Raw genomic sequence first — 26,261 nt, forward strand, 5'->3', positions numbered from 1 at the left:
TCTCCAGTTCTATTCCTATGACGATCTCATCAAACAGATGGGGCGCTATCTCTACAAATCCAATCGATTGCCCATGCAAACTTTAAACTGGATGTCACCTATCGAAATAAGAAAAACTCTACAAGGAGCTAGCTCCTTGTAGAGAATACCATATCAAGTTTTTAGATAACTTTAGTTTGGTCTCACATCATTGACAAAGGTACATAAAATCAGAAAACAGCTGAAAGAAGTCTATATCAGTCCACTTTGTCATTGGCATTCAACTACCATTCAGGCACACTTTTTAACTTTTGGGATTCAGTTGTTTTTGTAATGACAGTTTACATTATAATAGACTTATTCATTATATGAGGCTTCAATATACGATGCAAATTGTTAAAATGCAACAGAGCCTATATAATTACAGAAAATATTTTCAAAAGGAGACTTCTATGAAATTTCGCCGTCGACACTACCGTCCTCAGGTGGACCAAATGGATTGCGGCGTGACATCTTTGGCCATGGTTTTTGGTTACTACGGCTCCTATTACTCACTAGCGCATCTACGAGAGTTAGCCAAAACTACCATGGAGGGCACGACAGCTTTTGGTTTGGTTAGGGTCGCTGAGAAGCTAAACTTTGAGACGCGAACCATAAGAGCAGATATGTCCCTCTTTGAGCACAATGACTTAACTTACCCTTTCGTAGCGCATGTAGTCAAAAATGGCAAATTGCTACACTACTATGTAGTGACTGGGCAAGATAAGAAATTTATCCATATTGCTGACCCTGACCCTACGGTCAAGATGACCAAGCTACCTAGGGAACATTTTGAGTCAGAATGGACAGGAGTGGCAATATTCATAGCACCGACGCCTGACTACAAACCACACAAAGAGCAAAAGCAAGGACTTCTTTCTTTCCTTCCTATTTTGATTAGACAAAAGAGCTTGATGACCAATATCGTTCTTGCAACCTTTCTGGTGACCATCATCAACATCATCGGCTCCTACTATCTCCAATCTATTATCGACACCTATGTACCTGACCAGATGCGGAGTACGCTAGGGATCATCTCGCTGGGCTTGGTCTTGGTGTATATTTTACAGCAAGTTTTGAGTTACGCTCAGGATTATTTACTTTTGGTTTTGGGACAACGTTTGTCTATTGATGTCATTTTGTCCTATATCAAGCATGTTTTTCACCTTCCAATGTCTTTCTTTGCAACACGGCGGACAGGAGAAATCGTTTCTCGTTTTACTGATGCCAATAGTATCATTGATGCTCTTGCAAGTACCATCTTATCTATATTTCTCGATGTTTCAATCGTACTAATCATCTCAGTAGTCCTGTTCTCACAAAATACCAACCTCTTTTTTATTAGTCTCTTGGCCCTACCTATCTACACACTCCTTATCTTTGCCTTTATGAAACCCTTTGAAAAGATGAACCGTGACACTATGGAGGCCAATGCTGTGCTATCCTCTTCCATTATTGAGGATATTAACGGCATGGAGACTATTAAGTCTCTTACCAGTGAAAAACTTCGCTATCAGAAGATTGATAGAGAATTTGTAGATTATTTAAAAAAGTCCTTTGTCTATAGTAGAGCAGAAAGTCAGCAAAAAGCTCTGAAAAAAGTAGCTCAGTTACTTCTGAACATTGCTATCCTCTGGATGGGGGCGGGGCTAGTCATGGATAAGCAGATGACTCTGGGACAGCTCATCACCTACAACACTCTTTTAATCTATTTCACAAATCCGCTGGAAAATATCATTAATCTCCAAACCAAACTCCAAACAGCTCAGGTGGCTAATAATCGACTCAACGAGGTCCATTTAGTAGAATCTGAGTTTGAGGAGAAAAAGATCATATCTGATCTTAGTTTGATGACAGGCGACATTGAGTTTAAAAATGTTAGCTACAAATATGGGTATGGACGAGATGTTCTAGCCAATATCAACCTAACCATCAAGCAGAAATCAAAGGTTGCTTTTGTTGGGATTTCTGGTTCAGGTAAAACTACGCTGGCTAAAATGATGGTCAATTTTTACGACCCAAATTCTGGACAGATTAGTCTAGGTGGGGTTAAACTCAATCAGATTGACAAACATACGCTCCGCCAGCATATCAACTATCTTCCACAACAGCCCTATGTCTTTAACGGCACGATCATGGACAACCTGCTTTTGGGCGCCAAAGAAGGCACTACGCAAGAAGATGTTTTGCGTGCTGTCGAACTAGCAGAGATTCGTGCAGACATTGAAAACATGCCTCTAAGTTACCAGACTGAGCTAACCTCTGATGGAGCTGGGATTTCGGGCGGTCAACGTCAACGAATCGCCTTAGCAAGGGCTCTATTGACGGATGCTCCCATTTTGATTTTAGATGAGGCTACTAGCAGCTTGGATATTTTAACAGAAAAACGAATTGTTGATAATCTGCTAGCTTTGGATAAAACCTTGATTTTTATCGCCCATCGTCTGACAATTGCCGAGCGAACCGAGCATGTCGTAGTGATGGATCACGGCCGTATTGTAGAGCAGGGCAGCCATACAGATCTACTGGATCAGGGCGGCTTCTATGCCAATCTGGTCAATAGCTAGAAAGGAGAACCTAGTGCCCCAAGATTTTTTAGAAAGCGCTGAGTTTTACAACCGTCGCTATCACAATTTCTCTAGTAGGGTTATTATTCCTATTACTTTGCTCTTTCTTTTTACCCTACTCTTCGGACTCTTTGCTCAAAAAGAGATTACTGTCTCGTCAAGTGCCAGTCTGGAGCCTAGTCGTATCATTTCTAACATCCAGTCCACGAGTAATAATATGATCATTATGAATCATCTCGCAGAAAATAAGTGTGTCAAACAAGGTGACCTGCTCATCCAATATCAAAATGGAGCAGAAGAGCTGCAGAAGGCCAGCTACTCTAACCAGCTAGATATGCTCCAAGATCAGAAAAAACAATTGGAGTATTTACAAGCTAGTCTCCAAACTGGGAATGATCAGTTCCCAGAAGCTGATAATTTTGGCTACCGGCAATCTTTTCGGGATTATCAAAGTCAGGCAGTCAGTCTCCGTAGTAATACCGACCAGCAAAACGCAGCTATCGCTTCACAAAATGCCGCTGCTAGCAGTGCACAGACAGAGATTGCAAAACTCATTTCTGAGACCCAAGCTAAAATTTCAGACTACAAGTCAGTCAAGGCAGCTATCCAAAATGACTCAGTAGTAGATGGTAGTAACGCGGGCTATTCCCTCTATCAAACCTATCAAGCACAAGTAAACATGGACACGCAAGACCAGCTAAAAAGTCAAATACTGGCACAAGCAGATACACAGATTGCTCAATTAGAAGGAACACTGGCAAACTACCGCATCCAATATGCAGGTTCAGGTGCTCGACAAGCCTACTCGAGTGGATTAAACAGTCAGCTAGAATCACTCAAAGCTCAGCAACTAACTAAGGTTGCTCAAGAATTAACTGATTTAGAGCAAAAAATTCTTGAAACAGAAACTGAAAGAAAGGTGCAAGATGGGATGATTCAAAAAACTGTCATTACAGCACCTGAAAATGGGATACTTCACCTCAATCCTGAGACTAGCCATTCTACCTTAGTATCCGAAGGAAGTCTCCTTGCCAAACTCTATCCTATCCTGACCACGGAAAAGAAAATTAAGATTACCGCTTATATTTCTTCCAAGGATATCGCTCATCTTAAAATCGGTAACCCTATTCGTTTCACAACCATAAACGATATTAACAAGCAAGAAACTCTGACTTCCAAGATTAGCAACATCGATACTACTGCAAGCAAGACAGAAAAAGGAAATTTTTTCAAATTAGAAGCAGAGACTACATTGACAGACCAAGAAGCTAAGCAACTCCGCTATGGTTTAGAAGGAAGAATTGTAATGATCACAGGTAAGAAAACTTACTTCCAATATTATAGAGATAAATTTTTGAAAAAAGATTAGTTAAAAAAGCTAAAAATCCGTAACTCTTATGAGAAACGGATTTTTTACCTACTTTTCTACTCCCAAAATCTTCAAAATCTCCTGCTTGTATCGCAGCTTCTGCAGTTCTTTATCCTCGCTGTCCGACCAGCTTAGCTGGAGATTTGCCACGATTTGTCCAGGCCGATTTTTCAAAATATAAATCCTATCACTCAAAGCAAGAGCCTCCTCGATGCTATGAGTAATGAGGAGAGTCGTCAGACCCAGCCTACGATGAATATCCAGATACCAAGCGTGTAGCTCCATCTTGGTCAGCTCATCCAAAGCACTAAAGGCCTCGTCTAGAAGAAATAGCTTGTGACCGAACATATAGGTCCTTAGCAGGGCCACGCGCTGCCGCATACCTCCACTCAGCTCATGTGGATACTTATCAGCCACATCAAAGAGCCCGAACTCCTTCAAAATCTGATTCGCCTGCTCCGTCGCTTTCTTTTTGGATACCTTTCGGATGAGGAGGGGCAAGATGACATTGCCCAGCACTGTCTTATGCTCCAGCAGCAAGTCCTTCTGCAGCATATAACTCACCCGGACCTTGGGATTTTCCTGTCCGTCTAGGACAATCCTACCCGTCTGGACCTCCAAAATCCCCGCAATCAGATTAAAGAGGGTCGTTTTTCCGACTCCACTAGGTCCCAAAATCGCTACGACCTGGCCTGCTTCTACCTGTAGACTGATGTCTTTCAAAATCTGCTGCTCATCATAAGCATAACTTACATTTTCAAGTTTAATTTCTGTCATTATTTTATATAATCGTTGCTGAATCCCTTGTCACTCAAGTCATTGTCCACGATACCCTTATCCTTGGCCCATTTGTAAAAGGCATTCCAGCGGCTAGCCTCAAACTGACCCCACTTTTCTTTATCCAATGCATATTGCTCGGACAAATATTTTTGAGAAGCCAAGACAAAGTCACGCTTGTTCTTCAGCTCTGGCGCATGCTTGATTAAAATATCCGCTGCTTCTTCAGGGTGCTCCATGGCATATTGATAGCCCTTCTTGATAGCCTGCAGGACCTTTTTCGCCTCGTCCGGATTCTTCTTCAGATAATCATTATTAGCAATAATCACTGGAGAATAGTAGTCAAACTCCTTGACATAGTCCTTCATATAAAAGAAATTTGTATCCATGCCCTGAGTTTGAGCCATGATGCCGTCCCAACCATGGTAAATCCACGCCGCATCGAACAAACCATTTTCAATCGGCGTAATAGAATTAGAATCATTGTTAGGGACCTTTTCTACCTCATCAAACTGGCCGCCTTGGCTTTCGACCAAGGTTTTGAGCATGCCCAGCTCCACCGGATCATTCCAGGTGCCGTATTTCTTCCCAGCCAGATCCTTAGGACTTGTAATCCCTGCAGACTTCTTGGAAATAATGCCCGAAGTATTATGCTCTACAATGGCCGCGACAGCTGTGATTTCTGCACCCTTATCCAGTTTTTTAGCCATGGAGTCTTGGAAGTAAATACCAAAAGGTGCCTTGCCGTTGATAATCAAATCCGAACTGCTATCTTCAGGCGGTAACTTGATATCCACATCCACGCCTGCTTCCTTGAAGTAGCCCTTTTCCTGAGCCACATAAAGGCCAGTATGGTTGGTGTTAGGTGACCAGTCTAGGATAAAATCAATCTTTTTATCCTTGCTAGCAGACTCTGAGCCTGACTTACCACAAGCCGCTAGGCCAAAGATAGACACGGCAGCCAAACCTGCCAGCAACATTTTATAAGTTTTTTTCATCATAATCCTCTTTTCTTCTTTTGGAAAATAGCAGAGCTGAGCTCCTATTTCCACTTAATGACATATTTTTCACTGACAGCCACTAGCTTCATCCCCAGAAGACTGATAACCGAAACCAATATGATAATGGCAAACATGGTATCGTACTGGAAAAGTTTCTTAGACTGAATCATATAAACACCCAAGCCTTCAAAACCGCCCAGCCATTCGGAAACCACGGTCGTGATAAAGGCATAAGATACACTGACGCGCAAGCCCGCATAGAAATAGGGCAAACTAGCTGGAATCTTAAAATGCCAGAGAATCTGCCAGCGATTGGCCTGCATAAGCTCAAAGAGAGTCAGAGTATCCCAATCACAATGCCGAAAACCATCCAGAATACTGACGATAATTGGAAAAGTCGTCGTCAGAATAATGAGCACAATCTTAGGCAAAATCCCATAACCCAGCCAGAGAACCAGAATTGGCGCCAAAGCAATGGTCGGAATAGTCTGGACCACGACCATCATTGGGTAAATCAAATCATTGAGCCAGCTCATGCTATCCATGAGTACAGCTAGTATACAGGCCAAGATGACACCCAAGACTAAACCCAGCAAGGCTACTTTTAAGGTCGCCCAACTATGACTTGCTAGAAAGCCTGCATCTCTGATAAAGGCCTGACCGATTTCCAGAGGTGTCGGAAGGATAAACTTGGGTAAGAGCTTGAGCCAGCCCATGACCTGCCAGATGACAAGAATTCCCAGCATACCCAAAAGGCTAATCTGCTGTCGCAGGATATTTTTCAAGTTTTTCATCAATACTTAAAATCTTTCCATAATTTATTTTCACATTAGCAAAGACATTGTCTGCCTGAGTGCCTGCAAGCTCAATCGCCTGCTGCAGAATAGGAAATAAGGTCTCCCATTCCCCTTCTAGAACTGTCTCAAAAGGCGTCACGACCATCTTCACTGGCTGTTTTTGCAAAAACTCAATCACTTCCTCTATGACTGCCAAACGATTCACATCATGTGACAAAGGAAGGATCTGTAAAGCGATGCTGCCCTGCATTCTCCTATCTCCTTTTCTACTAATAACAAAAAAACTTTTCCATATATGGAAAAGTGCGCAAAAATACCTCTGATTTCTCATGCATAATTCCCTACGCTGGCATTACCCAGATCAGGTGCGGTCGAAGCTTACACTTCCTCTCAGACTGTACACAGACTCCCATATATAGGACTATGATAGCGTAATCATCAGCAATTGTCAAGGTTGGAGCTTGGTTTCACCACTTCCAATTGCAGATGAATATGAAATCTCATAGTTTAGTCAAACTTTCCTTTCGCAGCTAGCAAAGCCTCCAAAGCCCTTATATTGTCTGTCTCGCTTGTGGATAAGATGGTTTCAAAACCCAGTTCAGCTGCCGTATCTAAGTTAGCCTGAATATCATCAATGAAGACGGATTCCACTGGATCCAGATCGTACTTTTTCAGCAGTTTTTGATAAATCTCTGACTCTGGCTTGACAACCCCGACCTCTGATGAGAGGATATAGCCCGAAAGCAGTGGATAGATTGGTAACAAACCAGCCTTTTCAATATGGTAAAAAATCTCGCAAGTGGTTGACAAGATGTAAATGCGATAGCCCTGATTAGCCCATAGCCAAATTCTTTCCTGTAAACCACTGTAAACTTGCACGACCTCATACCAATGGTAAAAGGTGTTCTTAATTGCAGAATGATAGGAAGCATCTAGCTGAGCCAGTACTTCCTCACAGGCTTCTTTCAAACTCCGCTCTCCCTTGTCCGTCTTATGCCAGATACCCGACTCAAAAATGGCCTTTCTAAGGACCTGGCGCTGCTTATTTTCAGGTTCAAAATACGTTAAGATTTTCTCAGAATTCCATTCAATCAGAACATTTCCTAAATCAAAAACCAAATTTTTAATCATTTCTTTTACCAACCTTTTTCTTTACAAAAGCCATTCTCAGTTCTCTTAAAACTTGTTTCTATGATTGATACTAAGCACTGGATTCCGACAAAGAATCCTCCCCTTGCTGAAATATAATTATTGTCAGCCAATCAGCCAGTCCAGCCCTCATTTGCTATCTTTAGCAAAACATGTTCAGGCTAAGAAAAAATCCCAGAAATGAATTGTTCCTTAAAGTTGGGGCTTTTTACCCAACTCTAGAAAGCAATACAAAGTTCTGGAATTACATGTTATTCTTGGTCAAAATAACGAATTAAATTTTTCTCTGTCAAAATATCTGAATAAGTGTAAGATTCCACATAGGTGTTCGTAATTTCACCTGGTTGTCCCCCTTCATTTGCATATTCAACGATAAATAAAGAAGGGTAAACTTCAATCAAGCGGCCCTGTTTACTTTTTTGGCGCTTGCGGCCATTTTCTAGAGTCATTTCTACTATCTGCCCCTCATGTGCCTTGATGTCCTCCTTGATTTTCTTCATTTTTGCTACATCCGTAAATGCATCACTCATACTATACATCCTCTCTTTTAGAAATACTTGAAAACTTATTATATTCTTTTTGGAAAATCAGCTCAACTGTTCCACGCGCCCCGCTCCGGTTTTTCTCAATAATAACTTCGACTTTATTATTTGGAATGCCTTCCTCTTCCTCGCCGGCCCGCTCATAGTAGTCATCCCGGTAAAGGAAGGCAACGATATCCGCATCCTGCTCAATGGAACCTGATTCCCGAATATCAGACAGCACTGGTCGCTTATCCTGCCGCTGCTCCACGCCACGCGAGAGCTGACTCAGGGCAATCACTGGCACCTTAAGCTCCTTAGCCAAAATCTTAAGCTGACGGGAAATTTCCGAAACTTCCTGCTGGCGGTTTTCACGACCGGTTCCCGTAATCAGCTGCAGGTAGTCAATCAAAATCAGCCCGAGATTCCCTGTCTCTTGAGACAACTTGCGAGCCCGCGAACGAATCTCAGTAATCCGAATCCCTGGCGTGTCATCAATATAAATACTAGCATTAGCCAGATTCGCCGTTGCAATGGTATACTTCTGCCACTCTTCATCTGTCAGTTGCCCAGTACGAATGGAATGAGAATTAATCACCCCTTCTGAAGCTAGCATCCGGTCAACCAAACTCTCTGCCCCCATTTCTAGGGAGAAGATAGCCACCGTCTTATCCAGCTTGGTGCCGATATTCTGAGCGATATTGAGGGCAAAGGCCGTCTTTCCGACCGCAGGACGAGCTGCTAAGATAATTAACTCTTCTTCATGCAGACCCGTCGTCATCTTATCCAACTCACGGTAGCCCGTCGCAATTCCTGTAATATCAGTAGTTTGCTGAGAACGTGCTTCTAGATTAGCAAAGTTAAGATTGAGAATATCTTGGATGTTTTTAAAACCGCTGCGATTGGCCGTTTCGCTGACATCAATCAAGGCCTTTTCCGCACCCGCAATGATTTCCTCTGACAGTTTTTCGCCATCATAAGCTTGGTTGATGGATTCCGTCAAACGCGAAATCAGTCGGCGCAAAATTGCTTTCTCGGAGACAATCTTGGCATAATACTCTGCATTGGCAGAGGTCGGCACAGAATTAACGACTTCAACTAGATAGCTCAAGCCGCCAATATTCTGCAAATCGCCTTGGCTATCCAAAATATTGCGCACGGTGGTCGCATCGATGGCGTCCCCTCGATCCGCCAAGTCAATCATCGCCTTAAAAATCAAACGATTGGCATATTTAAAGAAATCTCCAGGCTCAATATATTCACGGACAAAGACCAGTTTGCTCTCATCGATGAAAATGGCGCCCAATACAGACTGTTCTGCTAAAATATCTTGAGGCTGAGCTCGCAATTCATCAATCTCTGCCATAGGTGAATCCTTCCTTCAATAACTTTTTACCCTTCCGTAACCCGCAGGCGAATTACGCTCGTCACATCTTGGTAAATTTTTACAGGAACATCAATCAAACCAATCGAACGAATTGGAGAGTCAACTTTGATATTCCGTTTGTCAATTTTCAGACCAAATTGCTTTTGTAGTTCATCAGCAATTTTTTTGTTGGTAATAGAACCAAAAGTCCGTCCGTCTGGTCCGACCTTCTCAGTAAAAGCAACAACAGTAGCTTCCTCTTCCAGCTTGGCTTTAATAGCCTGAGCCTCTGCCACCATCTCTGCATGAGCCTTTTCTTGAGATTTTTGCTTTCCTCTCAACTCCCCAATAGCTTGTGCAGTTGCTTCCTTAGCCAAGTTTTTCTTGATTAAGAAATTTTGAGCGTAGCCCGTAGGCATTTCCTTAATCTCACCCTTTTTCCCTTTTCCCTTCACATCTGCTAAAAAAATAACTTTCATTTCAATTCCCCTTTTCAATTATTTCTTCATTTTTTATAACTTGATCCATGATCTCTTGGTTTAAGCGTTGGGTAACTTCAGAAATAGACTGATCACTAACTTGCGCAGCTGCAAGGTTAAAGTGCCCACCACCGCCCATTTTCTCCATAATCCGCTGAACATTAATTTTGCTGCGACTGCGAGCTGAAATGGATACATAACCTTCGGTATTTTTACTCACTACAAACGTTGCCTCAATTCCCGACATGGCTAGCATCGTATCAGCCGCCTTACTAATCACAACTGTATCATAGCTAGTATTATCAGGCCCAGATGCTACAATCACATTTGGCAAAATCTTCTTACCGTTGAGAATCAGCTCATTGACTGCTCGATATTCTTCAAAATTTGTCGCAGAAATATCCTGAATGACGACACTATCACTACCACGATTTCGCAAATAGCTGGCCACATCAAAGGTTCGACTCGTCACTCTCGAAGTGAATTTCTTGGTGTCCAGCATTATGCCAGCCATAAGAATGCTAGCCTGAATCTTATTCAAGCGGTTCTTCTTGGAATTTTGAAACTGAATCAGCTCCGTCACCAACTCGCTGGCACTACTAGCACCACTTTCAATATAAGCAATGACTGCATTCTCAGGAAAATCCTCATCCCGACGGTGATGGTCCACCACGATTGTTTGGCTAAATCGGTCAAAAAACTCTTTGGAGAGAGTTAGAGCCAACTTAGAATGGTCCACCATAATCAAGAGCGAGCGACTAGTCACCCTATTCATAGCTTCGGAGAGCGTCAGCAGATAATCCGCACCTTCTAGACTCAATTTTTTGATTGCCCGCTGAATATCTGACGCCATCTGCTGGTCGTCGTAGACAACGTAAGCTTGGTCAATAATATTACTAGCAAAGAGCTGCATCCCAAGCGAGGAACCCAAGGCATCCATATCAAGATTTCTATGACCAACTACAAAAACCTGATCCACACTTTTTATTTTATCTGAGATAGCTGTCATCATGGCTCTGGTTCGAGTGCGAGTACGTTTCACTGACGCAGCTGTTCCGCCACCAAAATAGACTGGATTCTTCGTTTCATTATTTTCTTTGACAACCGCCTGATCTCCGCCTCGTACCTCAGCTAAGTTAAGATTAAGGAGAGCAGTTTTACCAATCTCATCATGCTTACCATCCCCATAAGAAAAGCCCATACTAAGCGTCAAGGGAAGTTGCCGATTCTTGGCCTCTGCACGAAATTGATCAATAATCGAAAATTTATTATCCATCAGCTGCTCCAAAACCGTATAATCCGTAAATAGATAATAACGATCCATCCCCACCCGACGATAAAACATATGAAATTGCTCAGAAAATTCCGCAACAAAGTTAGCAACAAAACTATTGATATGGCTAATATCTGAGTCTGAAACCACATCTTCCAAGTCATCATAATTGTCGACTGAGACAATCCCAATAACCGGACGGGTTGTCACTAAACCAACAGTTGCTTCATACTCGTTAGAAGCATCAAAAAAATAAATTACATTCGAAACCGAATCTAAATAAACAGAGTATTTCTTATCACCTACTGTTGCGTAGTGTCCCGTACCTGAATAAGCTGCTTGTAAAATAGTTTGCAGCAGTGCTGTATCAAAATTCCCGTCTTCTTTTATAAAAATTAATTCAGCATAAGGATTAAACCATTCAACATCCTCATTCTCTTCGTTAAACTTGATAACTCCCACAGGCATCTTATCTAGTAATGCAGTCAAACTAGCTTCTGCCTGATGATTGACAAAATGAATCTGTTCAATTTCATCCAATTTAGAGATTCTCTGTTGTTGAATAAAAAGGATAGTTAAGGCTGATAATACAGCAAAAAGCGCAACAATCATTGAAAAACTGTCACCAAACAAGCGTAAACAGATAGTTAATATTATAAAAGAAATGATTCCTGTTATCGCTAGATTCACAGGGGTAAAACGATTTTTTTCCATCACAGACCTCTTATTCCGCCATTTTACCATAAATCCAAGAAAAAAGCGAGTTTACATCATACTTTCATTATAGAAATCAAGTAAAATTGAGATAGTCAGATAAAGAAAATAAACTTTCAAAAAAGATATTCGACATGATTATGATTGTAAAAACTTTAAAATGCTAAACTAGACACTGCTTGTTTACTTTTTCGTTGTCAAAATTGTAAACTTAATTGACAAAAGAGTGAGATTTTAAAAGAAAATTCTGATTCTTTTTGCATCATCTGTATACTATTTTTATCATTTCAAGCATTGATAATAACCTTCATTTATTAAGTGTTGAGACTAGATTGTTATATCCTATTTTTTTATCATTTGAGCACATAGCGTTTTCATTTATTTCACCTTCATTTACAAACCAAAATATAAATTGACGCTTTATTTACAACGGTGTCAATCTTTCCATGACAAGAAATCACGTTTAAACTTTCAAACGTGATTTTGTTTTTCTTTATTTTTTGAAATACTCCTAGACTTACCTTCTAAGTAGACCATCAAAATAGAAATATCTGCTGGATTGACACCAGAAATCCGACTAGCCTGACCAATCGTTTCTGGATTGATTTTCTTAAACTTCTGCCGTGCTTCTGTCGCAATCGAATCAATGTCATCCCAGTCAATATTGGCTGGAATACGCTTCTCTTCCATACGCTTCATCTTCTCAACCTGATCCAGAGCTTTAGAAATATAACCTTCATACTTAATTTCTGTCTCAATTAGCTCAATAATCTTTTCATCAAGCTCCTCTGCCGCTGGACCAACGAACTGAATCACATCTTGATAAGACACTTCTGGACGCCGCATAAATTCTTTAGCAGTCACTGCATCTGTCAGAGCTTTAAAACCAAGCTCTTCTACCTTGGCATTGATTTCCTTGACAGGCTTCAGTTTAATAGATTCCAACCGTTTCATCTCGTTGTCGAATTGATTCTTTTTAACCTTAAAACGCGCCCAACGCTCGTCATCTACCAGACCGATTTCTCGTCCCAGCTCTGTCAAACGCATATCTGCATTGTCATGGCGGAGAATCAGACGGTACTCCGCTCGGCTAGTCAAGAGTCGATATGGTTCTACGGTTCCCTTGGTCACCAAATCATCAATCATGACTCCAATGTAACCATCACTGCGCTTCAGGATCAACTCTGGCTTACCTTGGATTTTCAAAGCAGCATTAATCCCAGCGATAATCCCTTGGCCTGCAGCTTCTTCATATCCGGATGTTCCATTGGTCTGACCTGCTGTAAAGAGCCCAGAAATTTTCTTAGTTTCCAAGGTTGCCCGTAACTGGTGGGGCATAATCATATCGTACTCAATGGCATAGCCTGTCCGCATCATCTCAGCGTTTTCTAGACCTTTGATAGAGTGAACCAAGTCTTTCTGTACATCTTCTGGCAAACTAGTTGACAGCCCCTGCACATAAACTTCTTCTGTATCGCGGCCCTCAGGCTCTAAGAAAAGCTGATGGCGTTCCTTGTCCGCAAAACGAACAATCTTATCCTCAATAGACGGACAATAACGTGGACCTACTCCCTTAACGACACCTGAAAACATAGGTGCCCGATGAAGATTGTTTTGGATGATTTCATGACTTTCTGCATTGGTATAAGTCAGCCAGCAAGGCACTTGATCTTTGACATAGTCCTCATCACGAGACGTATAAGAGAAATGATTGGCTTTTTCATCACCTGGCTGAATCTCGGTCGCATCATAGTTAATGGATGCCGCCTTGACACGCGGAGGCGTTCCTGTCTTAAAACGGCCAACTTCAAAACCTAGATCACGTAGATTATCCGCCAGCGGAATCGCTGCCAGACTGTGGTTGGGACCAGATGAATATTTGAGATCGCCAATAATAATCTCTCCCCGCAGAGCTGTTCCTGTTGTGACAATAACGGCTTTAGCTGCATACTCCTGAGATGTTGCTGTCTTGACTCCGATTACCTTGCCATCTTCTACCAAGATTTCATTAATCATGGTTTGGCGCAGGGTCAGATTTTCTTGATTTTCAACCGTCTTCCGCATTTCCCTAGAGTAGAGCTCCTTATCCGCCTGCGCTCGGAGAGCCCGAACTGCTGGTCCCTTACCCGTGTTGAGCATCTTCATCTGGATGTAGCTCTTGTCAATATTCTTAGCCATCTCACCGCCCAAAGCATCTACTTCACGGACAACAATGCCTTTAGCAGATCCTCCGATAGATGGATTGCAAGGCATAAAGGCTAACATATCAATACTAATGGTAGCTAATAGAACCTTACAACCCATGCGACTAGCAGCCAGAGACGCCTCAACTCCGGCGTGGCCTGCTCCAATCACGACGATATCATAACTTTCAGTAAAATTGTGTGTCATTTCTTTTTCCTTCATTTTTTCACCAAAAAAGGCCAAGTCTCTAGAAGCGCAGGACAAAAAGCCTGCAACATCCATGAGCTTTGACCATCATAGGTATTGCTTATTTTATTGTAGCAAATTGAGCAAAATTGTCAATCTAAAGCAACTAAGATTGGCGAATAGCTTCAAAGCTTCTTTATCAATCTCGACAGATTCAGAGAAAACATCCAAAACAATCACTCTTACTGCAAATCTCCCTCTGCCCTTAGCTGCAAACAAACAATCTGTGACAGGTAGTTGCAACCAAGAAAAGCGATCATAGTATTCTTTTGGAATCTCTTGTTAGTTTGAGAAACAGGGATAGAAATAATCATCTCCCTTCTGTAGAATACCGGTTTTTAGGCGAACACCCTCTTGACCTTCACTCTCATCCATTAGATAAGCATTGAAGGGAAGCCAAACTTTAGATTGCTTTAATACCTTAATTAATGCTTCTATAGATTCTGTCGTTTTCTCATCCAAATACTGCTTCTTATAGTCAGAAAGAGTTTCAAGTTCTTCCTTCTTATCACTTTTCTTCTTAAAAAAGTGAAACATTCTCGTTCCTCTTGTAGTTACTTAAATGTACTGTAATACTTGACCATTCTTATAAGCTCTGTCAATCAAGCCTCCACCTAGGCACTCATCCCCATCATAGAAAACAACTGCTTGACCTGGAGTAATAGCCCTTTGCGGTTTATTAAAGTTGACAACAGCCTTGTCACCCTTTACAGTAACTGTCACCTTGGAATCCGGCTGACGATAACGGAACTTAGCTGTACATTCCATAGTAAATTCTTCTGGCATTTCTTTTGTGAAATGAACCTGACTAGCGTTAAGGCTAGTTGACATTAAGTTGTCATGATAAAATCCTTGACCGACATAAAGAATATTTTGGCTAAGGTCTTTTCCGACCACAAACCAAGGCTCGTTGTCACCGCCCTGCTGACCACCAATTCCAAGACCACCTCGCTGGCCAATGGTATAATACATCAACCCAGCATGCTGGCCCATATCTCTGCCTTCCAAGGTCATCATGCGACCAGGCTGGGCTGGTAAATATTGACTCAGAAATTCTTTAAAATTCTTCTCACCAATGAAGCAAATACCTGTCGAGTCTTTTTTCTTAGCTGTAGCTAAACCAGCTCTTTCAGCAATTGCTCGAACTTCTGGCTTTTCTAAATGACCCAGAGGAAACATAGTCTTTTGCAGTTGTTCCTGTGACAGTTGGCTTAGGAAGTAAGTCTGATCCTTATTGTTGTCCTTGCCACGTAACATATGTACTAGGCCATCTTGGTCTCTCTTCACCTGAGCATAGTGACCTGTTGCAACGTAATCTGCACCCAGTGTCAAGGCATAGTCAAGGAAGGCTTTAAACTTGATTTCCTTGTTACACATGACATCTGGATTTGGAGTCCTACCAGCTCGGTATTCCGCCAAGAAGTATTCAAAAACGCGATTCCAGTACTCTTTCTCAAAGTTGACAGAGTAGTAAGGAATGCCAATCTGATCTGCAACAGCTGCTACATCCTTGTAGTCTTCTGTGGCTGTGCAGAAACCAAATTCATTTGTATCGTCCCAGTTTTTCATGAAGATGCCAATTACATCGTAACCTTGCTCTTTCAAGAGCAAAGCAGTTACTGATGAATCTACACCCCCGCTCATACCAACAACGACACGAATCTTAGAGTTATCACTCATTGTGTTCTCCCATCTTTTCGTTATTTCACGATTGAAGGTCGTGCTGTGCTTTCAACGATTGAAGGTCGTTTGAGCAAAGTCTATTATATCACGATTTAACAAGTAGGACAACGGATAGAATTTCCTCAAATTTTAAGATTTTCCACGATGTAAATTACGTTGACAATCTTGTAAACCAACAACTTGATCATCTTTTTTTAGCTGCAAAAGAGAAGCTTGTAAAACAAAAGGCTAGGAGAAATGTCCTAGCCTAACTCCAGTCTAAAGATTAACCTTTTTAATACCAGCCATTGGCTAACCAGAAATTTTTAGCAGCTGACCATGAACCATAGCGATTCGTTACATATTCATTCGCCACTTTCTCTTGGTTTTCTGGTGATAAATCTCCATTTAGATAGGTAATGGTTAATTGATAGCGACCATAGTATTGCCCATTTTGTGCTGTATAACTGCCGCTGGACTCTTTTTGGGCAATCCATTCCTTGGCTTCAGCGTCCTCATTACTCAAACTAGAATTTGAATTTACTGACGTTTCTTCAGTCTTAGCTGATGTCTCAGCAGTTACTTGCTCAGATGCAGATTCGTCCAATTCTAAAATCTGCCCAACACTAATTAAATTAATATTGCTAATCTTATTTTTTTCAGCAATCTTCTCAACGGTCGTCTGATGTGAAGCAGCAATTGATGACAAGGTATCGCCTGATTTGACCGTATAGCTTTCTGCATTGGCCACAACTGGAAGAAAAACAGCAGCACCTGCAATTACACCTAGAAAACCTGCCTTTAGCATTTTATTTTGTTTTTTAAAATATAAATTCATAGATAGAATTCTCCTTTTTAATGATATTTCTATCTTATCTTTTCTTTGTTACAGGTATTTATTGCTTGAGTTAAATTTATTACAGCCATATTGACAAACGAATAAAAACACCTTATTTATATTTGTTTGAATAGATTATAAAAAAATGATGAGAAATCAATAAAAATAGAAGTTCATTTATATTTTTTATACGACTCACTTAAATTATTTGACTATTCCCAGAAACATTTGAAGATTTCTTCTGAAAACACATTCAAAAATCCGAGCTAAATCGCTATTACTTTGGTATAATGAAAAAGAATAGATGAAACAAGGAGAAAAGGATGAAATCATTAAAATTTCAGTCTGTTTTTGATATTATCGGACCTGTGATGATTGGACCTTCAAGCAGTCATACAGCAGGCGCAGTCCGTATCGGAAAAATCGTCTCCTCCATTTTTAACGACGAACCAACGGAAGTAGAGTTCCAGCTCTTTAACTCTTTTGCCAAAACTTACCGAGGTCACGGAACTGACTTGGCTCTTGTAGCAGGGATTTTAGGCATGGAAACAGATGACCCTGATATCCCTAACAGCCTTGAAATTGCCCATAAACGTGGCATCAAGATTGTCTGGACGATTCAAAAGGATAGCAATGCTCCCCACCCCAATACGACCAAGATTACAGTCAAAAACGACCGAAAAACAATCAGTGTGACTGGAATCTCTATCGGTGGCGGCAATATTCAAGTAACAGAGTTGAATGGCTTTTCAGTATCTCTGAGCATGAATACTCCGACCATCATTATTGTCCACCAGGATGTCCCAGGTATGATTGCCCATGTCACCGAAGCTCTGTCACGCTACAATATCAATATAGCACAGATGAATGTTACCCGTGAGAAAGCTGGAGAAAAAGCGATTATGATTATTGAAGTTGACAGCCGCAGCTGTGAGGAAGCCATTGATGAAATTCGCAATATTCCTCATCTGCATAATGTGAATTTCTTTAAATAGGAGAAAATATGTTTTATTCCATCAAAGAATTGGTAGAGCAAGCTGACTTGGATTACCAAGGAAATGTTGCTGAATTGATGATTGCTACCGAGTATGAATTAACTGGTCGTGAAAGAGATGAAGTCCTGCGACTGATGGGTCGCAATCTGGAAGTCATGAAAGCCTCTGTCCTTCTTGGACTGGATGAGAGCAAGTCTCGCAGCGGATTGACTGGCGGAGACGCAGCAAAACTTGACCACTATATCCAGTCAGGAAAGGCCTTATCAGACCACACTGTTTTAACCGCTGCCAAAAATGCCATCGCTGTAAATGAACACAATGCTAAAATGGGTTTAGTTTGTGCAACACCTACTGCCGGCAGCGCTGGCTGTCTGCCAGCTGTTCTTACATCTGCCATTGAAAAATTAGGACTCTCAGAAGACGAACAGCTAAACTTTCTATTAGCTGCAGGCGCTTTTGGCCTAGTTATTGCCAATAACGCCTCAATTTCGGGTGCTGAAGGTGGCTGTCAAGCTGAGGTTGGCTCCGCTTCTGCTATGAGTGCAGCTGCTTTAGTTCTGGCTGCTGGAGGCTCACCTTTTCAAGCCAGCCAAGCTATTTGTTTTGTCATCAAAAACATGCTGGGTTTGATTTGCGATCCAGTAGCTGGTCTGGTCGAAGTGCCTTGTGTCAAGCGAAATGCTATGGGAGCCAGTTACGCCTTTATTGCAGCTGATATGGCTCTTGCAGGAATCGAATCTAAAATTCCTGTTGACGAAGTCGTTGACGCCATGTATCAAGTCGGCTCAAGTCTGCCTACTGCTTTCAGAGAAACAGCTGAAGGCGGTTTAGCTACAACTCCTACAGGCCGTAAACTTTCAAAAGAGATTTTTGGCCAATAAATACTATCTAAAAGTGCTAGTATAAAAAAAGCGACTGGGATGAACCAGTCGTTTTCTTATATTTATTTTAGTAACCCCAAGCAGAAAGCCCTTGCGTATTATAAGCATTGTAGGCTGATTGGATTTGATCCTCAACAGTTGCAGTAGATCCCCAACCTGGCATTGTTTGGAAAAGACCGCTCGCCCCTGATGGATTATAAGCATTGACTTGTCCATTAGATTCACGAGCAATGATATTTTCCCAAGTGGATGCTGATACCCCTGTCAATTCAGCCATACGAGCAGCTGCATAAGAACCAGTCTCTCCAGCAGTATTTCCATTTGAAAGAACGACATTTGAAGATGTAGTAGAAGTAGTATAAACTGGGTAGTTATAATATTCAACTGCATTTACATAAGCTTCAGTTGGTGCAGCTGCAGGTTGAACAGAAGGTTCTGAGGTAACTTCCTTAGATTCTACTGTTCCGTCTAATTCCAAAATCTGTCCAGCCACAATATGATCTGGATTAGCAATTTTATTCAACTTAACTAAGTGATCTACTGTTGTTGATTTTTCTTCAGCAATAGAGGACAAAGTGTCTCCGGCTTTGACAGTGTAAGATTCAGCCTTTGCAACAATTCCTGTAGCAAACAAAGTAGCGGCTGCAGTGATCAGGGCTAAAGTTAATTTTGATGTTTTTGTGTTCATTAAAAAATATTTCTCCTTTAAAATATAATACTATATTACACATTAAATATTACTATAGAGTTACAGCAAAAATACAAAGGTTACAAAAACATTGAAATTAAACACAAAAAACTTATTTTGAAAGGAATTCTAGCTTATTTTCTAAAATATAAGTAAAAAATATCATTTTTTCACTTATACTATTCTTTAAAAAATAGTTTAATTAATCAATCATTTTTTAAGAAAAAGAGCACGATTCCGATAAGACAAATGGAGATAAGAGCTAAATTATCAATCATTTTCCAAGAAAGCTGCCGATAGCGGCTTCTTCCTTCACCACCACTATAGCCACGCGCTTCCATTGCAATAGCTAAGGCATCTGCTCGCTTGAAACTAGAAGCAAACAAGGGAATCAAGATTGGAATAATCGACTTAACCTTTTGTACAATCGTTCCTTCGCCAAAATCAACTCCCCGAGCCCTCTGAGCATTCATAATCCTTATTGTGTCGTCCATTAAAGTTGGTACAAAGCGCAGACTCATGGAAAGCATGAGGCCAATTTCATGCGTCGGAACTTTAAAAAATTTGAGTGGTTTCAACAGAGATTCTACCGCATCTGAAAGGCTGAGCGGTGTCGTGGTTAGGGTCAACAGGGTTGAAAAGAAAATAATCAAAACAAAACGGCTGAAGATAATACCAGCTTGTGAAAGCCCAAATTCTGTAATTTTAATGAAACCCAACTGGAAAAGTACCTTGCCTCCCCCTGTCAGAAATAGCTGGAAGAGGGTGGTAAAGGCAATAATGAAAACCATTGATTGAATTCCCTTTAGGAAGAATGTCAAAGGAATTTTTGAGAGAAAAATCAGAGTAAAAACGAAAACAAACAGCAGCACATTAGTGATAAGATTGTTGGCCCAGAAAATCAATAAAATAAAGCAGAACATAGCCAACAATTTACTACGCGGATCCAATCGATGGATGACTGAATTTCCTGGGATATACCGTCCTAAAATCAATTTATCCATGCATCATCTCCTTAAATTCCTCAATCGTAATCGGATAACGAGAAAATTTCATTCCTTTTTCAGCTAATTCTTGGGCAAATTTTGTTATTTTAGGAACCCCTAGCTGAATCTTTTCCATAAAATCGACATCTTGAAAAACCTGAGCAGGCTGACCGCTTTTGACGACGCGGCCCTTCTCCAGTACATAGACAGTATCAGCAAAATTCGCTACATCATCCATTAAATGGGTTACAAGAACAATGGTCATTCCAGCTTGATGCAGTTTCTTAAAGAGGCTCATCAATTCCTTGCGCCCTGCTGGATCAAGTCCAGCCGTTGGCTCATCCAGAACCAAGATATCAGGCTCCATTGCTAGAATTCCAGCAATAGCGACCCTTCTCATCTGCCCGCCAGAAAGTTCAAAAGGACTGCGGCCAAACAATTCTTCAGAAATGCCAACAAGGCTTAATTTTTCACGTGCTAAAGACTCTGCTTCTTCTTTAGAAACACCAAAATTTTGCGGGCCAAAGGCCACGTCTTTCAGAACAGTCTCATCAAAAACTTGACTTTCAGCAAACTGAAACACCAAACCAACCTGTCTACGAACTTGTTTGATGTCCTTGTTGACGGAATTTGAAGTGATGGTGACATGGTTGACTTGCACGCTGCCCTCACTAGGGGTCAGCAAGCCATTCAAGAGCTGTAAAATGGTTGATTTTCCGCTACCAGTGTGTCCAATCAAAGCCGTATAGCTACCATCTTTAATTTCCAAATCAACTTCAAAAAGCGCTGGACCCTCAAATGGAGTTCCAGCCTGATAGGTATAACTGACTTTATTTAGAGTAATTCCCATAATTGTTCCTGCAATTCTTTTTCAGTTAAATAGGTTTCTGGCAAAGTTAGCCCAGTTTGAATCATGGCAGCTTTGACCTGATTGACAAATGGTTGATCCAAGCCCAAGTCTTCCAAATCAGGTCTAGAAAAGAGTTCTCTCGGTGTAGCAGTTGACTCGACCTGACCATTTTTCATAACGAGGACACGGTCACTCAGCGAAATCTCGTCCAAATCGTGAGTAATGGAGATGACTGTTAAATGATTCTTATCTTTAATTTCCTTGACAGTCCGAATCAGTTCCAGTCGTCCTTCTGGGTCTAACATACTGGTTGCTTCATCCAAGATGATAATATCTGGCTGGAGCGCGACTACGCCAGCAATAGCGACTCTTTGCTTCTGTCCACCAGAAAGTCGAGCAGGTTCCCTCTCTTTAAAATCCTGCATTCCGACTAGTTCCAAAGCTTCATGGACTCGTTTAACCATCATCGGATAATCCATACCTTGATTTTCCAGACCAAATGCAACGTCATCCTCAACAGTCGCCCCAACAAACTGATTATCAGGATTCTGAAAGACCATGCCGATTTGGCGACGCTTTTCCCAAACATTATCAGCCGTCAATTTATCTCCAGAAATGATAATATCGCCACTCTCAGCCTCCAAAAGACCGTCAATCAAACGAACCGTAGTCGATTTCCCGCTGCCATTGTGACCGACAATAGATAACCATTCTCCTTGTTTCACGTGAAACGAGACATTTTTTAGAATATAATCTTCAGAGTTATGATCATATCGATAACTAAGATTTTTTATTTCAATGATATTTTTCATATTATTTAAATGTATCTTTAAAGAGATAAGCACTGCCCTTGAAATAATCATAGCCAGAATAAATAGTGAAAATCAGGGCTATGTAAAGGAGAATCTGACCAAGTAACGTCCAATGGAGCAGAAGAAAGAGGATGGCAAACATCTGCGTGAAAGTCTTGATTTTGCCTGGCATAGCGGCCGCTAGAACTGTTCCGCCAGTTTCTACCAAGAGGAGTCTCAAACCAGTGACAGCCAGTTCTCGGCAAATGATGATGGCTACCACCCAAGCAGGAGCCATTTTCATTTCAATCAGCATGATAAATGCAGACATAACCAGCAGTTTATCGGCCATAGGATCGGCAAATTTTCCAAAATTGGTCACGACCTGCCACTTGCGCGCCAGATAGCCATCCAGATAGTCTGTGATACTGGCAAGGGCGAAAATGATGCCAGCCAGAATATGCAGAGCTGGTGAATGACCAAAAGTCAAAATCAAAATAAAGATTGGAATTAAGGCAATTCTTGCAAGGGTTAAAGCGTTGGGAATATTTTCTTTTTTCATTATTGTTCCTTTATGATTCTTTAATGGTAAGTGTGATTGTAGCATTATCACTGGTCAAGGACGATAGGTCTAATTTCTGATTGTCCACAGTGACAGAAATACCTTTAACAACACCTAGAGTAATCGTATAAGTAGTATTTGGAGAGAGGGTGACCGTCTGACTTGGCTTATCAGCTGATAAAGTAATGCCATTAGCCAATTCAGAATCACTAACACTGAGCCAACTAGTTGTATTTGTTGCTGAAAAAGTTACATCAATAGGACGGTTGATTCCGCTATATTGTACGGCCAACTGCTGACCACCGCCACTTACCTCAAGTTTTCCCAGTGTAGAAGACGCTTCAGAACTATCAGACAATGAACTAGACTGAATAGTTGATAAGCTGGTTCCTGCCTCAGAAATGACACGATAACTGTCTGACGCCTTGAAGCTCAAATCATTGGTTCTAGTGTAATTCCATACGCAATAAGTGACAAATGTAAGTATTAGCAAAACTAACATCAGAAAGTAAAAGAGCGGAAGTGAAAAAGTGCGATTTTTATATTTTCTACTTCGAAAATCCTCGTTGTCAGCTAATTCAATTTCATTATAGATAACAGTGTTATCTGTTTCATGAGCATCTAACAAAATTTGTTCATTTAAATCCAAGGCCCAAGCGTATTTTCTCAGCAGGCTACGGATGTAAAAGGCATTTGGAAATTTTTCGTATTGATTGTTTTCAAGAGCCTTTAGGTAGTCAGTTTTTATATCTGTTTTTTTGGCTAGATCTGCTAAAGTAAGCTTTTGATTTACTCGAGCAAGTCTGAGTACCTCTCCTATCGTTTTTTTTCTCATACGGATAGTCCTTTTCTCTTAGACATTATTCTAACAAAATTTTGAAATAAACTTTAGAATTATTTTGGAAAAATAGTAAAATCTGTCATATCACAATGGTCAATAAAACGATGTCCGACTTTTAACACATCATTTAAAGTGATATCCTGTAAAATTTTAGGTAAATCAAAAATATTTTCACCTCTTAGATGTGGCTCATACTGAGTTGCCATATATTCAAGAGAATTCAGACCATGCAGAAAATCTCCAAACATTTCACTTTTAATCGTATCCAAATGCTCCTCTGTAACATCTGAATCTTGAGCAAATTTTCTAATTGCCGTGCGGAATTGGTGAGAAAGGCCGACTGGTTCCTGAGTATCCATGGTCAGCATGACAAAATGGAAATCTTTTTCCACCTCTACTTCAAGAGTAAGAGAATTGTCAATCTTTCCATTTTCATACAAAGTCTGGAAACGTTTAGAAGTCCAACCAAACATCATGGCAAAAAGTAATTTTAGAGAAATTTTGTACCGATAAAGCGCTGTATCCTTTATCGCATCTTTTCCACGAATGCCAATAGCCAACTTAGGACTGGCAACCTCCATCCGACTAGTAGCTGTTGGAATTACTGGCTGTAACCTGATAGGCTCTTTTTCAATTGCTGCAATTAATGATTGAGGATATAAAGTCTCTTGTGTCTTGACGATATCTTCAAAAGTGGATTCCAAATCAAAATTTCCAATGACAAATAAAGTCATGTTGGACGGACGGTAGAAAAGCTCAAAGTTCTCTGTTAGATTTTCCACAGTAATATCCATGATTGACTCTGTCGTTCCGGCAATATCTTCTGCTAGTGGAGTTTGAGGGTAGAGATTGCTCAAAGCACCAAAGAAAAGTCGATAATCTGGATCATCTTGGTACATTTCGATTTCTTGTTGGATAATTCCTTGCTCACGCTGAACAGATGCCTCCGAGAAATTAGCTTGATGAACGAGTTCCTGCAACAGCTTCAGATTTTCTGCTACACAGTTTGTCGTAGAAAACAGATAGCTCGTCCGTGTAAAGCTTGTAAAAGCGTTGCTCTCTGCCCCGAATTTAGTAAATTCCTGCAGCAAATCTTCCCCATTTTTTCCCTCAAATAATTTATGTTCCAGAAAATGAGCGATTCCTGCTGGGTAGTGATGGACTTGCTTTGTTTCACGTGAAACAACTTTAGTATCCACAGATCCAAAATTGATTGAAATGATGCCATAGGTTTCATTAAAATCATTTTTAGGGAGTAAGTAAACCTGCAGTCCATTTGCTAGCTCCGCCCGATAGACGCTTTCTCCCACTGCTACGTAATTGATTTTTCCTAGACCTAGATTCTGCATTATTTCCCTTCCATAAAGTAAATCGCCTGTAATTTTAACTGCTGGGCTGCTTTGATAACCTCGTTTTTACGAACATTTTCTAATGATTCCAGCCAAGCTTCTAGTGACAGAAATTTTTTCCCTAGAACAGCAGACATGTAAGCACGTTCAATCAAGGTGTTTTGCCGATCTTGCGCCAGAAGTATGGAATTTTTCAGCATTTTTTTTGTTTGCTCAAGCTCGTCATCTGTAAAATTCCCCCGCTTCAAATCCAAGATTTGCCGATTGATTAAAGCGATGGTTTTTGTCCGATTTGCTCTGTCAATTCCGGCATAGATTCGCATCAAACCAGAAAAAATATCAAAATTACTAGAAATCGTGTAGGCCAGACTCTCCTTTTCACGAACGTTAACAAAAAGTTTAGAGTGGGCAAATCCACCCAGTAACCCATTCAAAACAATAAGAGGCAGGTGTTCGCTATCCCCATATTGAGCAGAAAAATGGTAAGCCAACTCAATAATTGATTGATGAACCTCTCTCTGCTCTAGATTTTCCCGAGTCACATTTGAATAGTTCTGCTGGTACATGAGTTCTAAAGGCTGTTCTCTTTCAGCAAAATGAAAATCTTGGATTTTATCTCGGACAGCAATTTCATTAAAGTTACCGATGAAGAAAAAATCTATCTGATCTTCTTTCAGCATTTTTTGAAAAGTAGAAAAACTACTTTCAGCTGTTTCTTTTTCTACCAACTCCACGGTTCCCACACGGGGAATCCGCATTTCTGATAAATCATAGAACAAATCGTTCAGCTTCCTATGAGCATGGTAAAAATGATTTTCAATTTCAGCCTCTAAGTCTGTTAAAACATTTTTCTTTTCAATTTCAAAGGTTTTAGCGTCAAAAGCATCTCCATTTGACAGAGGAGAAAATAGACTGGCTTTCAAAAATTCTAGCATTTCATCTGTCAAAACATTTTTCCGACTCAGAAATTGATCCCGTACAAAAGAAAGATTAATATCCAAGTAATGCACCAACCCCCGTCGTGAAAGACTTGTCGAAAAATTGGCTCCATATATGTTAGCCAATTTTTCTCGAAAAGATTGCGATGTTGGGTAAAGAGCATTTGAAGTCTCCAACATACTAGCAGTAAGAACCCGTCCAGCTATTGTTTTTTCAAACATAGGAGCTGAAAATCGCACTTTTATTTTATTTGTTTTGAATTTTTCTGACTGAATAAAATGAAGATGTACTCCTTTTGTGATTTCCATTACGCCCCTCATACCGAATAATATAGACTTCTATTATAACACGAAATACTTTTTAATGCTTTGTCACGACTAGCTTTTTAATGATTAAAATGTTTTATATTTTTTTAAAC

At 40.7% G+C, this 26,261-nt stretch carries 25 protein-coding genes, 1 pseudogene and 1 riboswitch; of the genes and pseudogenes, 5 read left to right on the forward strand and 21 right to left on the reverse strand.

From position 1 onward, the window contains the following. From FZ952_RS09700 to FZ952_RS09710, 3 genes and pseudogenes are all read left to right on the forward strand, one after another. Positions 1-142 (forward strand): annotated as a pseudogene (locus tag FZ952_RS09700) (IS481 family transposase); the annotation flags it as partial. Between the two features lie 289 nt (positions 143-431). After that, positions 432-2,585, forward strand: a complete 2,154-nt coding sequence (gene comA, locus FZ952_RS09705) for a peptide cleavage/export ABC transporter ComA (protein ID WP_148881523.1) — start codon at positions 432-434, stop codon at positions 2,583-2,585. Between the two features lie 13 nt (positions 2,586-2,598). Further along, the gene (locus FZ952_RS09710; RefSeq protein WP_148881524.1) at positions 2,599-3,954 is read left to right on the forward strand and encodes a bacteriocin secretion accessory protein; all 1,356 of its coding nucleotides are present in this window, start codon (positions 2,599-2,601) and stop codon (positions 3,952-3,954) included. A 48-nt stretch (positions 3,955-4,002) separates the two neighbouring features. Here the strand turns inward: FZ952_RS09710 and FZ952_RS09715 are convergent, their stop codons facing one another. The 13 genes from FZ952_RS09715 to FZ952_RS09775 all read right to left on the reverse strand — a co-directional run bounded on the left by FZ952_RS09715 (position 4,003) and on the right by FZ952_RS09775 (position 16,931). Beyond that, on the reverse strand, positions 4,003-4,731 hold the full coding sequence (locus FZ952_RS09715; RefSeq protein ID WP_148881525.1) for an ABC transporter ATP-binding protein: 729 nt from the start codon (positions 4,729-4,731) through the stop codon (positions 4,003-4,005). Beyond that, on the reverse strand, positions 4,731-5,732 hold the full coding sequence (locus FZ952_RS09720; RefSeq protein ID WP_148881526.1) for an ABC transporter substrate-binding protein: 1,002 nt from the start codon (positions 5,730-5,732) through the stop codon (positions 4,731-4,733). The genes FZ952_RS09715 and FZ952_RS09720 overlap by 1 nt, the downstream gene beginning before the upstream one ends. Before the next feature lie 41 nt (positions 5,733-5,773). Continuing rightward, positions 5,774-6,526, reverse strand: a complete 753-nt coding sequence (locus tag FZ952_RS09725; RefSeq protein ID WP_148881527.1) for an ABC transporter permease — start codon at positions 6,524-6,526, stop codon at positions 5,774-5,776. Further along, the gene (locus FZ952_RS09730; RefSeq protein WP_062201597.1) at positions 6,489-6,779 is read right to left on the reverse strand and encodes an MTH1187 family thiamine-binding protein; all 291 of its coding nucleotides are present in this window, start codon (positions 6,777-6,779) and stop codon (positions 6,489-6,491) included. Before FZ952_RS09730 ends, FZ952_RS09725 begins: the two co-directional genes overlap by 38 nt. A 70-nt stretch (positions 6,780-6,849) precedes the next feature. Then, positions 6,850-6,952: riboswitch (TPP riboswitch) on the reverse strand. 84 nt (positions 6,953-7,036) lie between these two features. Then, positions 7,037-7,660 carry an HAD family hydrolase gene (locus tag FZ952_RS09735; protein WP_148881528.1) on the reverse strand — a complete coding sequence of 208 codons (624 nt, stop codon included), beginning with the start codon at positions 7,658-7,660 and terminating at the stop codon, positions 7,037-7,039. Positions 7,661-7,929: 269 nt separating this feature from the next. Further along, positions 7,930-8,208 (reverse strand): Veg family protein, encoded by a 279-nt coding sequence (locus tag FZ952_RS09740; RefSeq protein WP_062201599.1) that lies wholly within the window; start codon positions 8,206-8,208, stop codon positions 7,930-7,932. A gap of 1 nt (position 8,209) precedes the next feature. Further along, positions 8,210-9,565, reverse strand: a complete 1,356-nt coding sequence (dnaB, locus tag FZ952_RS09745) for a replicative DNA helicase (protein ID WP_037615013.1) — start codon at positions 9,563-9,565, stop codon at positions 8,210-8,212. A gap of 26 nt (positions 9,566-9,591) precedes the next feature. Then, the gene (rplI, locus tag FZ952_RS09750) at positions 9,592-10,044 is read right to left on the reverse strand and encodes a 50S ribosomal protein L9 (protein WP_037615015.1); all 453 of its coding nucleotides are present in this window, start codon (positions 10,042-10,044) and stop codon (positions 9,592-9,594) included. Position 10,045: 1 nt separating this feature from the next. Continuing rightward, positions 10,046-12,061, reverse strand: a complete 2,016-nt coding sequence (locus FZ952_RS09755; protein WP_148881529.1) for a DHH family phosphoesterase — start codon at positions 12,059-12,061, stop codon at positions 10,046-10,048. A 441-nt stretch (positions 12,062-12,502) separates the two neighbouring features. Next, a complete protein-coding gene (gene mnmG / locus FZ952_RS09760; RefSeq protein WP_148881530.1) occupies positions 12,503-14,422 on the reverse strand; it encodes a tRNA uridine-5-carboxymethylaminomethyl(34) synthesis enzyme MnmG in 1,920 nt (639 codons plus the stop codon). 321 nt (positions 14,423-14,743) lie between these two features. Further along, positions 14,744-14,998: a hypothetical protein gene (locus FZ952_RS11835; protein ID WP_231853924.1), complete on the reverse strand. Its 255-nt coding sequence runs from the start codon at positions 14,996-14,998 to the stop codon at positions 14,744-14,746. 21 nt (positions 14,999-15,019) lie between these two features. Continuing rightward, on the reverse strand, positions 15,020-16,141 hold the full coding sequence (gene mnmA / locus FZ952_RS09770; protein WP_148881531.1) for a tRNA 2-thiouridine(34) synthase MnmA: 1,122 nt from the start codon (positions 16,139-16,141) through the stop codon (positions 15,020-15,022). Positions 16,142-16,418: 277 nt separating this feature from the next. Then, complete coding sequence (locus tag FZ952_RS09775) at positions 16,419-16,931, reverse strand: LysM peptidoglycan-binding domain-containing protein (RefSeq protein ID WP_244880070.1); 513 nt, start codon at positions 16,929-16,931, stop codon at positions 16,419-16,421. A gap of 353 nt (positions 16,932-17,284) precedes the next feature. On the opposite strand from FZ952_RS09775, the gene sdaAB reads away from it, so the two are divergent. Together sdaAB and sdaAA are read left to right on the forward strand one after the other, a co-directional pair. Then, positions 17,285-17,956, forward strand: a complete 672-nt coding sequence (sdaAB, locus tag FZ952_RS09780) for an L-serine ammonia-lyase, iron-sulfur-dependent subunit beta (protein WP_148881532.1) — start codon at positions 17,285-17,287, stop codon at positions 17,954-17,956. An 8-nt stretch (positions 17,957-17,964) separates the two neighbouring features. Continuing rightward, positions 17,965-18,837, forward strand: coding sequence for an L-serine ammonia-lyase, iron-sulfur-dependent, subunit alpha (sdaAA, locus tag FZ952_RS09785; protein ID WP_148881533.1), 873 nt, complete (start codon positions 17,965-17,967; stop codon positions 18,835-18,837). Positions 18,838-18,904: 67 nt separating this feature from the next. Here sdaAA and FZ952_RS09790 read toward each other — a convergent pair whose 3' ends face one another. The 8 genes from FZ952_RS09790 to yfmF all read right to left on the reverse strand — a co-directional run bounded on the left by FZ952_RS09790 (position 18,905) and on the right by yfmF (position 26,151). Next, a complete protein-coding gene (locus FZ952_RS09790) occupies positions 18,905-19,525 on the reverse strand; it encodes a LysM peptidoglycan-binding domain-containing protein (RefSeq protein WP_148881534.1) in 621 nt (206 codons plus the stop codon). Positions 19,526-19,731: 206 nt separating this feature from the next. Then, positions 19,732-20,529, reverse strand: coding sequence for an energy-coupling factor transporter transmembrane component T family protein (locus FZ952_RS09795; RefSeq protein ID WP_148881535.1), 798 nt, complete (start codon positions 20,527-20,529; stop codon positions 19,732-19,734). Then, on the reverse strand, positions 20,522-21,361 hold the full coding sequence (locus FZ952_RS09800; protein ID WP_148881536.1) for an energy-coupling factor transporter ATPase: 840 nt from the start codon (positions 21,359-21,361) through the stop codon (positions 20,522-20,524). Before FZ952_RS09800 ends, FZ952_RS09795 begins: the two co-directional genes overlap by 8 nt. Beyond that, positions 21,346-22,173 carry an energy-coupling factor ABC transporter ATP-binding protein gene (locus tag FZ952_RS09805; protein WP_187423914.1) on the reverse strand — a complete coding sequence of 276 codons (828 nt, stop codon included), beginning with the start codon at positions 22,171-22,173 and terminating at the stop codon, positions 21,346-21,348. The genes FZ952_RS09800 and FZ952_RS09805 overlap by 16 nt, the downstream gene beginning before the upstream one ends. Before the next feature lies 1 nt (position 22,174). Continuing rightward, positions 22,175-22,714, reverse strand: a complete 540-nt coding sequence (gene pgsA / locus FZ952_RS09810; RefSeq protein WP_148881538.1) for a CDP-diacylglycerol--glycerol-3-phosphate 3-phosphatidyltransferase — start codon at positions 22,712-22,714, stop codon at positions 22,175-22,177. Positions 22,715-22,724: 10 nt separating this feature from the next. Next, the gene (gene rodZ / locus FZ952_RS09815) at positions 22,725-23,549 is read right to left on the reverse strand and encodes a cytoskeleton protein RodZ (protein ID WP_148881539.1); all 825 of its coding nucleotides are present in this window, start codon (positions 23,547-23,549) and stop codon (positions 22,725-22,727) included. 59 nt (positions 23,550-23,608) lie between these two features. Further along, positions 23,609-24,904 (reverse strand): EF-P 5-aminopentanol modification-associated protein YfmH, encoded by a 1,296-nt coding sequence (gene yfmH / locus FZ952_RS09820; protein WP_148881540.1) that lies wholly within the window; start codon positions 24,902-24,904, stop codon positions 23,609-23,611. Then, positions 24,904-26,151, reverse strand: coding sequence for an EF-P 5-aminopentanol modification-associated protein YfmF (yfmF, locus tag FZ952_RS09825; RefSeq protein ID WP_316246207.1), 1,248 nt, complete (start codon positions 26,149-26,151; stop codon positions 24,904-24,906). Before yfmF ends, yfmH begins: the two co-directional genes overlap by 1 nt. Positions 26,152-26,261: the final 110 nt, after the last annotated feature.

It is taken from the genome of Streptococcus sp. Marseille-P7376 (assembly GCF_902460385.1).
Lineage (GTDB): Bacteria > Bacillota > Bacilli > Lactobacillales > Streptococcaceae > Streptococcus > Streptococcus sinensis.

Coding starts and splice junctions, on each gene's coding strand:
- comA (WP_148881523.1), top strand. CDS start 432: ATGAAATTTCGCCGTCGACACTACCGTCCTCAGGTGGACCAAATGGAT.
- FZ952_RS09715 (WP_148881525.1), bottom strand. CDS start 4,731: ATGACAGAAATTAAACTTGAAAATGTAAGTTATGCTTATGATGAGCAG.
- FZ952_RS09720 (WP_148881526.1), bottom strand. CDS start 5,732: ATGATGAAAAAAACTTATAAAATGTTGCTGGCAGGTTTGGCTGCCGTG.
- FZ952_RS09725 (WP_148881527.1), bottom strand. CDS start 6,526: ATGAAAAACTTGAAAAATATCCTGCGACAGCAGATTAGCCTTTTGGGT.
- FZ952_RS09730 (WP_062201597.1), bottom strand. CDS start 6,779: ATGCAGGGCAGCATCGCTTTACAGATCCTTCCTTTGTCACATGATGTG.
- FZ952_RS09735 (WP_148881528.1), bottom strand. CDS start 7,660: ATGATTAAAAATTTGGTTTTTGATTTAGGAAATGTTCTGATTGAATGG.
- FZ952_RS09740 (WP_062201599.1), bottom strand. CDS start 8,208: ATGAGTGATGCATTTACGGATGTAGCAAAAATGAAGAAAATCAAGGAG.
- dnaB (WP_037615013.1), bottom strand. CDS start 9,565: ATGGCAGAGATTGATGAATTGCGAGCTCAGCCTCAAGATATTTTAGCA.
- rplI (WP_037615015.1), bottom strand. CDS start 10,044: ATGAAAGTTATTTTTTTAGCAGATGTGAAGGGAAAAGGGAAAAAGGGT.
- FZ952_RS09755 (WP_148881529.1), bottom strand. CDS start 12,061: ATGGTAAAATGGCGGAATAAGAGGTCTGTGATGGAAAAAAATCGTTTT.
- mnmG (WP_148881530.1), bottom strand. CDS start 14,422: ATGACACACAATTTTACTGAAAGTTATGATATCGTCGTGATTGGAGCA.
- FZ952_RS11835 (WP_231853924.1), bottom strand. CDS start 14,998: ATGTTTCACTTTTTTAAGAAGAAAAGTGATAAGAAGGAAGAACTTGAA.
- mnmA (WP_148881531.1), bottom strand. CDS start 16,141: ATGAGTGATAACTCTAAGATTCGTGTCGTTGTTGGTATGAGCGGGGGT.
- FZ952_RS09775 (WP_244880070.1), bottom strand. CDS start 16,931: ATGCTAAAGGCAGGTTTTCTAGGTGTAATTGCAGGTGCTGCTGTTTTT.
- sdaAB (WP_148881532.1), top strand. CDS start 17,285: ATGAAATCATTAAAATTTCAGTCTGTTTTTGATATTATCGGACCTGTG.
- sdaAA (WP_148881533.1), top strand. CDS start 17,965: ATGTTTTATTCCATCAAAGAATTGGTAGAGCAAGCTGACTTGGATTAC.
- FZ952_RS09790 (WP_148881534.1), bottom strand. CDS start 19,525: ATGAACACAAAAACATCAAAATTAACTTTAGCCCTGATCACTGCAGCC.
- FZ952_RS09795 (WP_148881535.1), bottom strand. CDS start 20,529: ATGGATAAATTGATTTTAGGACGGTATATCCCAGGAAATTCAGTCATC.
- FZ952_RS09800 (WP_148881536.1), bottom strand. CDS start 21,361: ATGGGAATTACTCTAAATAAAGTCAGTTATACCTATCAGGCTGGAACT.
- FZ952_RS09805 (WP_187423914.1), bottom strand. CDS start 22,173: ATGAAAAATATCATTGAAATAAAAAATCTTAGTTATCGATATGATCAT.
- pgsA (WP_148881538.1), bottom strand. CDS start 22,714: ATGAAAAAAGAAAATATTCCCAACGCTTTAACCCTTGCAAGAATTGCC.
- rodZ (WP_148881539.1), bottom strand. CDS start 23,549: ATGAGAAAAAAAACGATAGGAGAGGTACTCAGACTTGCTCGAGTAAAT.
- yfmH (WP_148881540.1), bottom strand. CDS start 24,904: ATGCAGAATCTAGGTCTAGGAAAAATCAATTACGTAGCAGTGGGAGAA.
- yfmF (WP_316246207.1), bottom strand. CDS start 26,151: ATGGAAATCACAAAAGGAGTACATCTTCATTTTATTCAGTCAGAAAAA.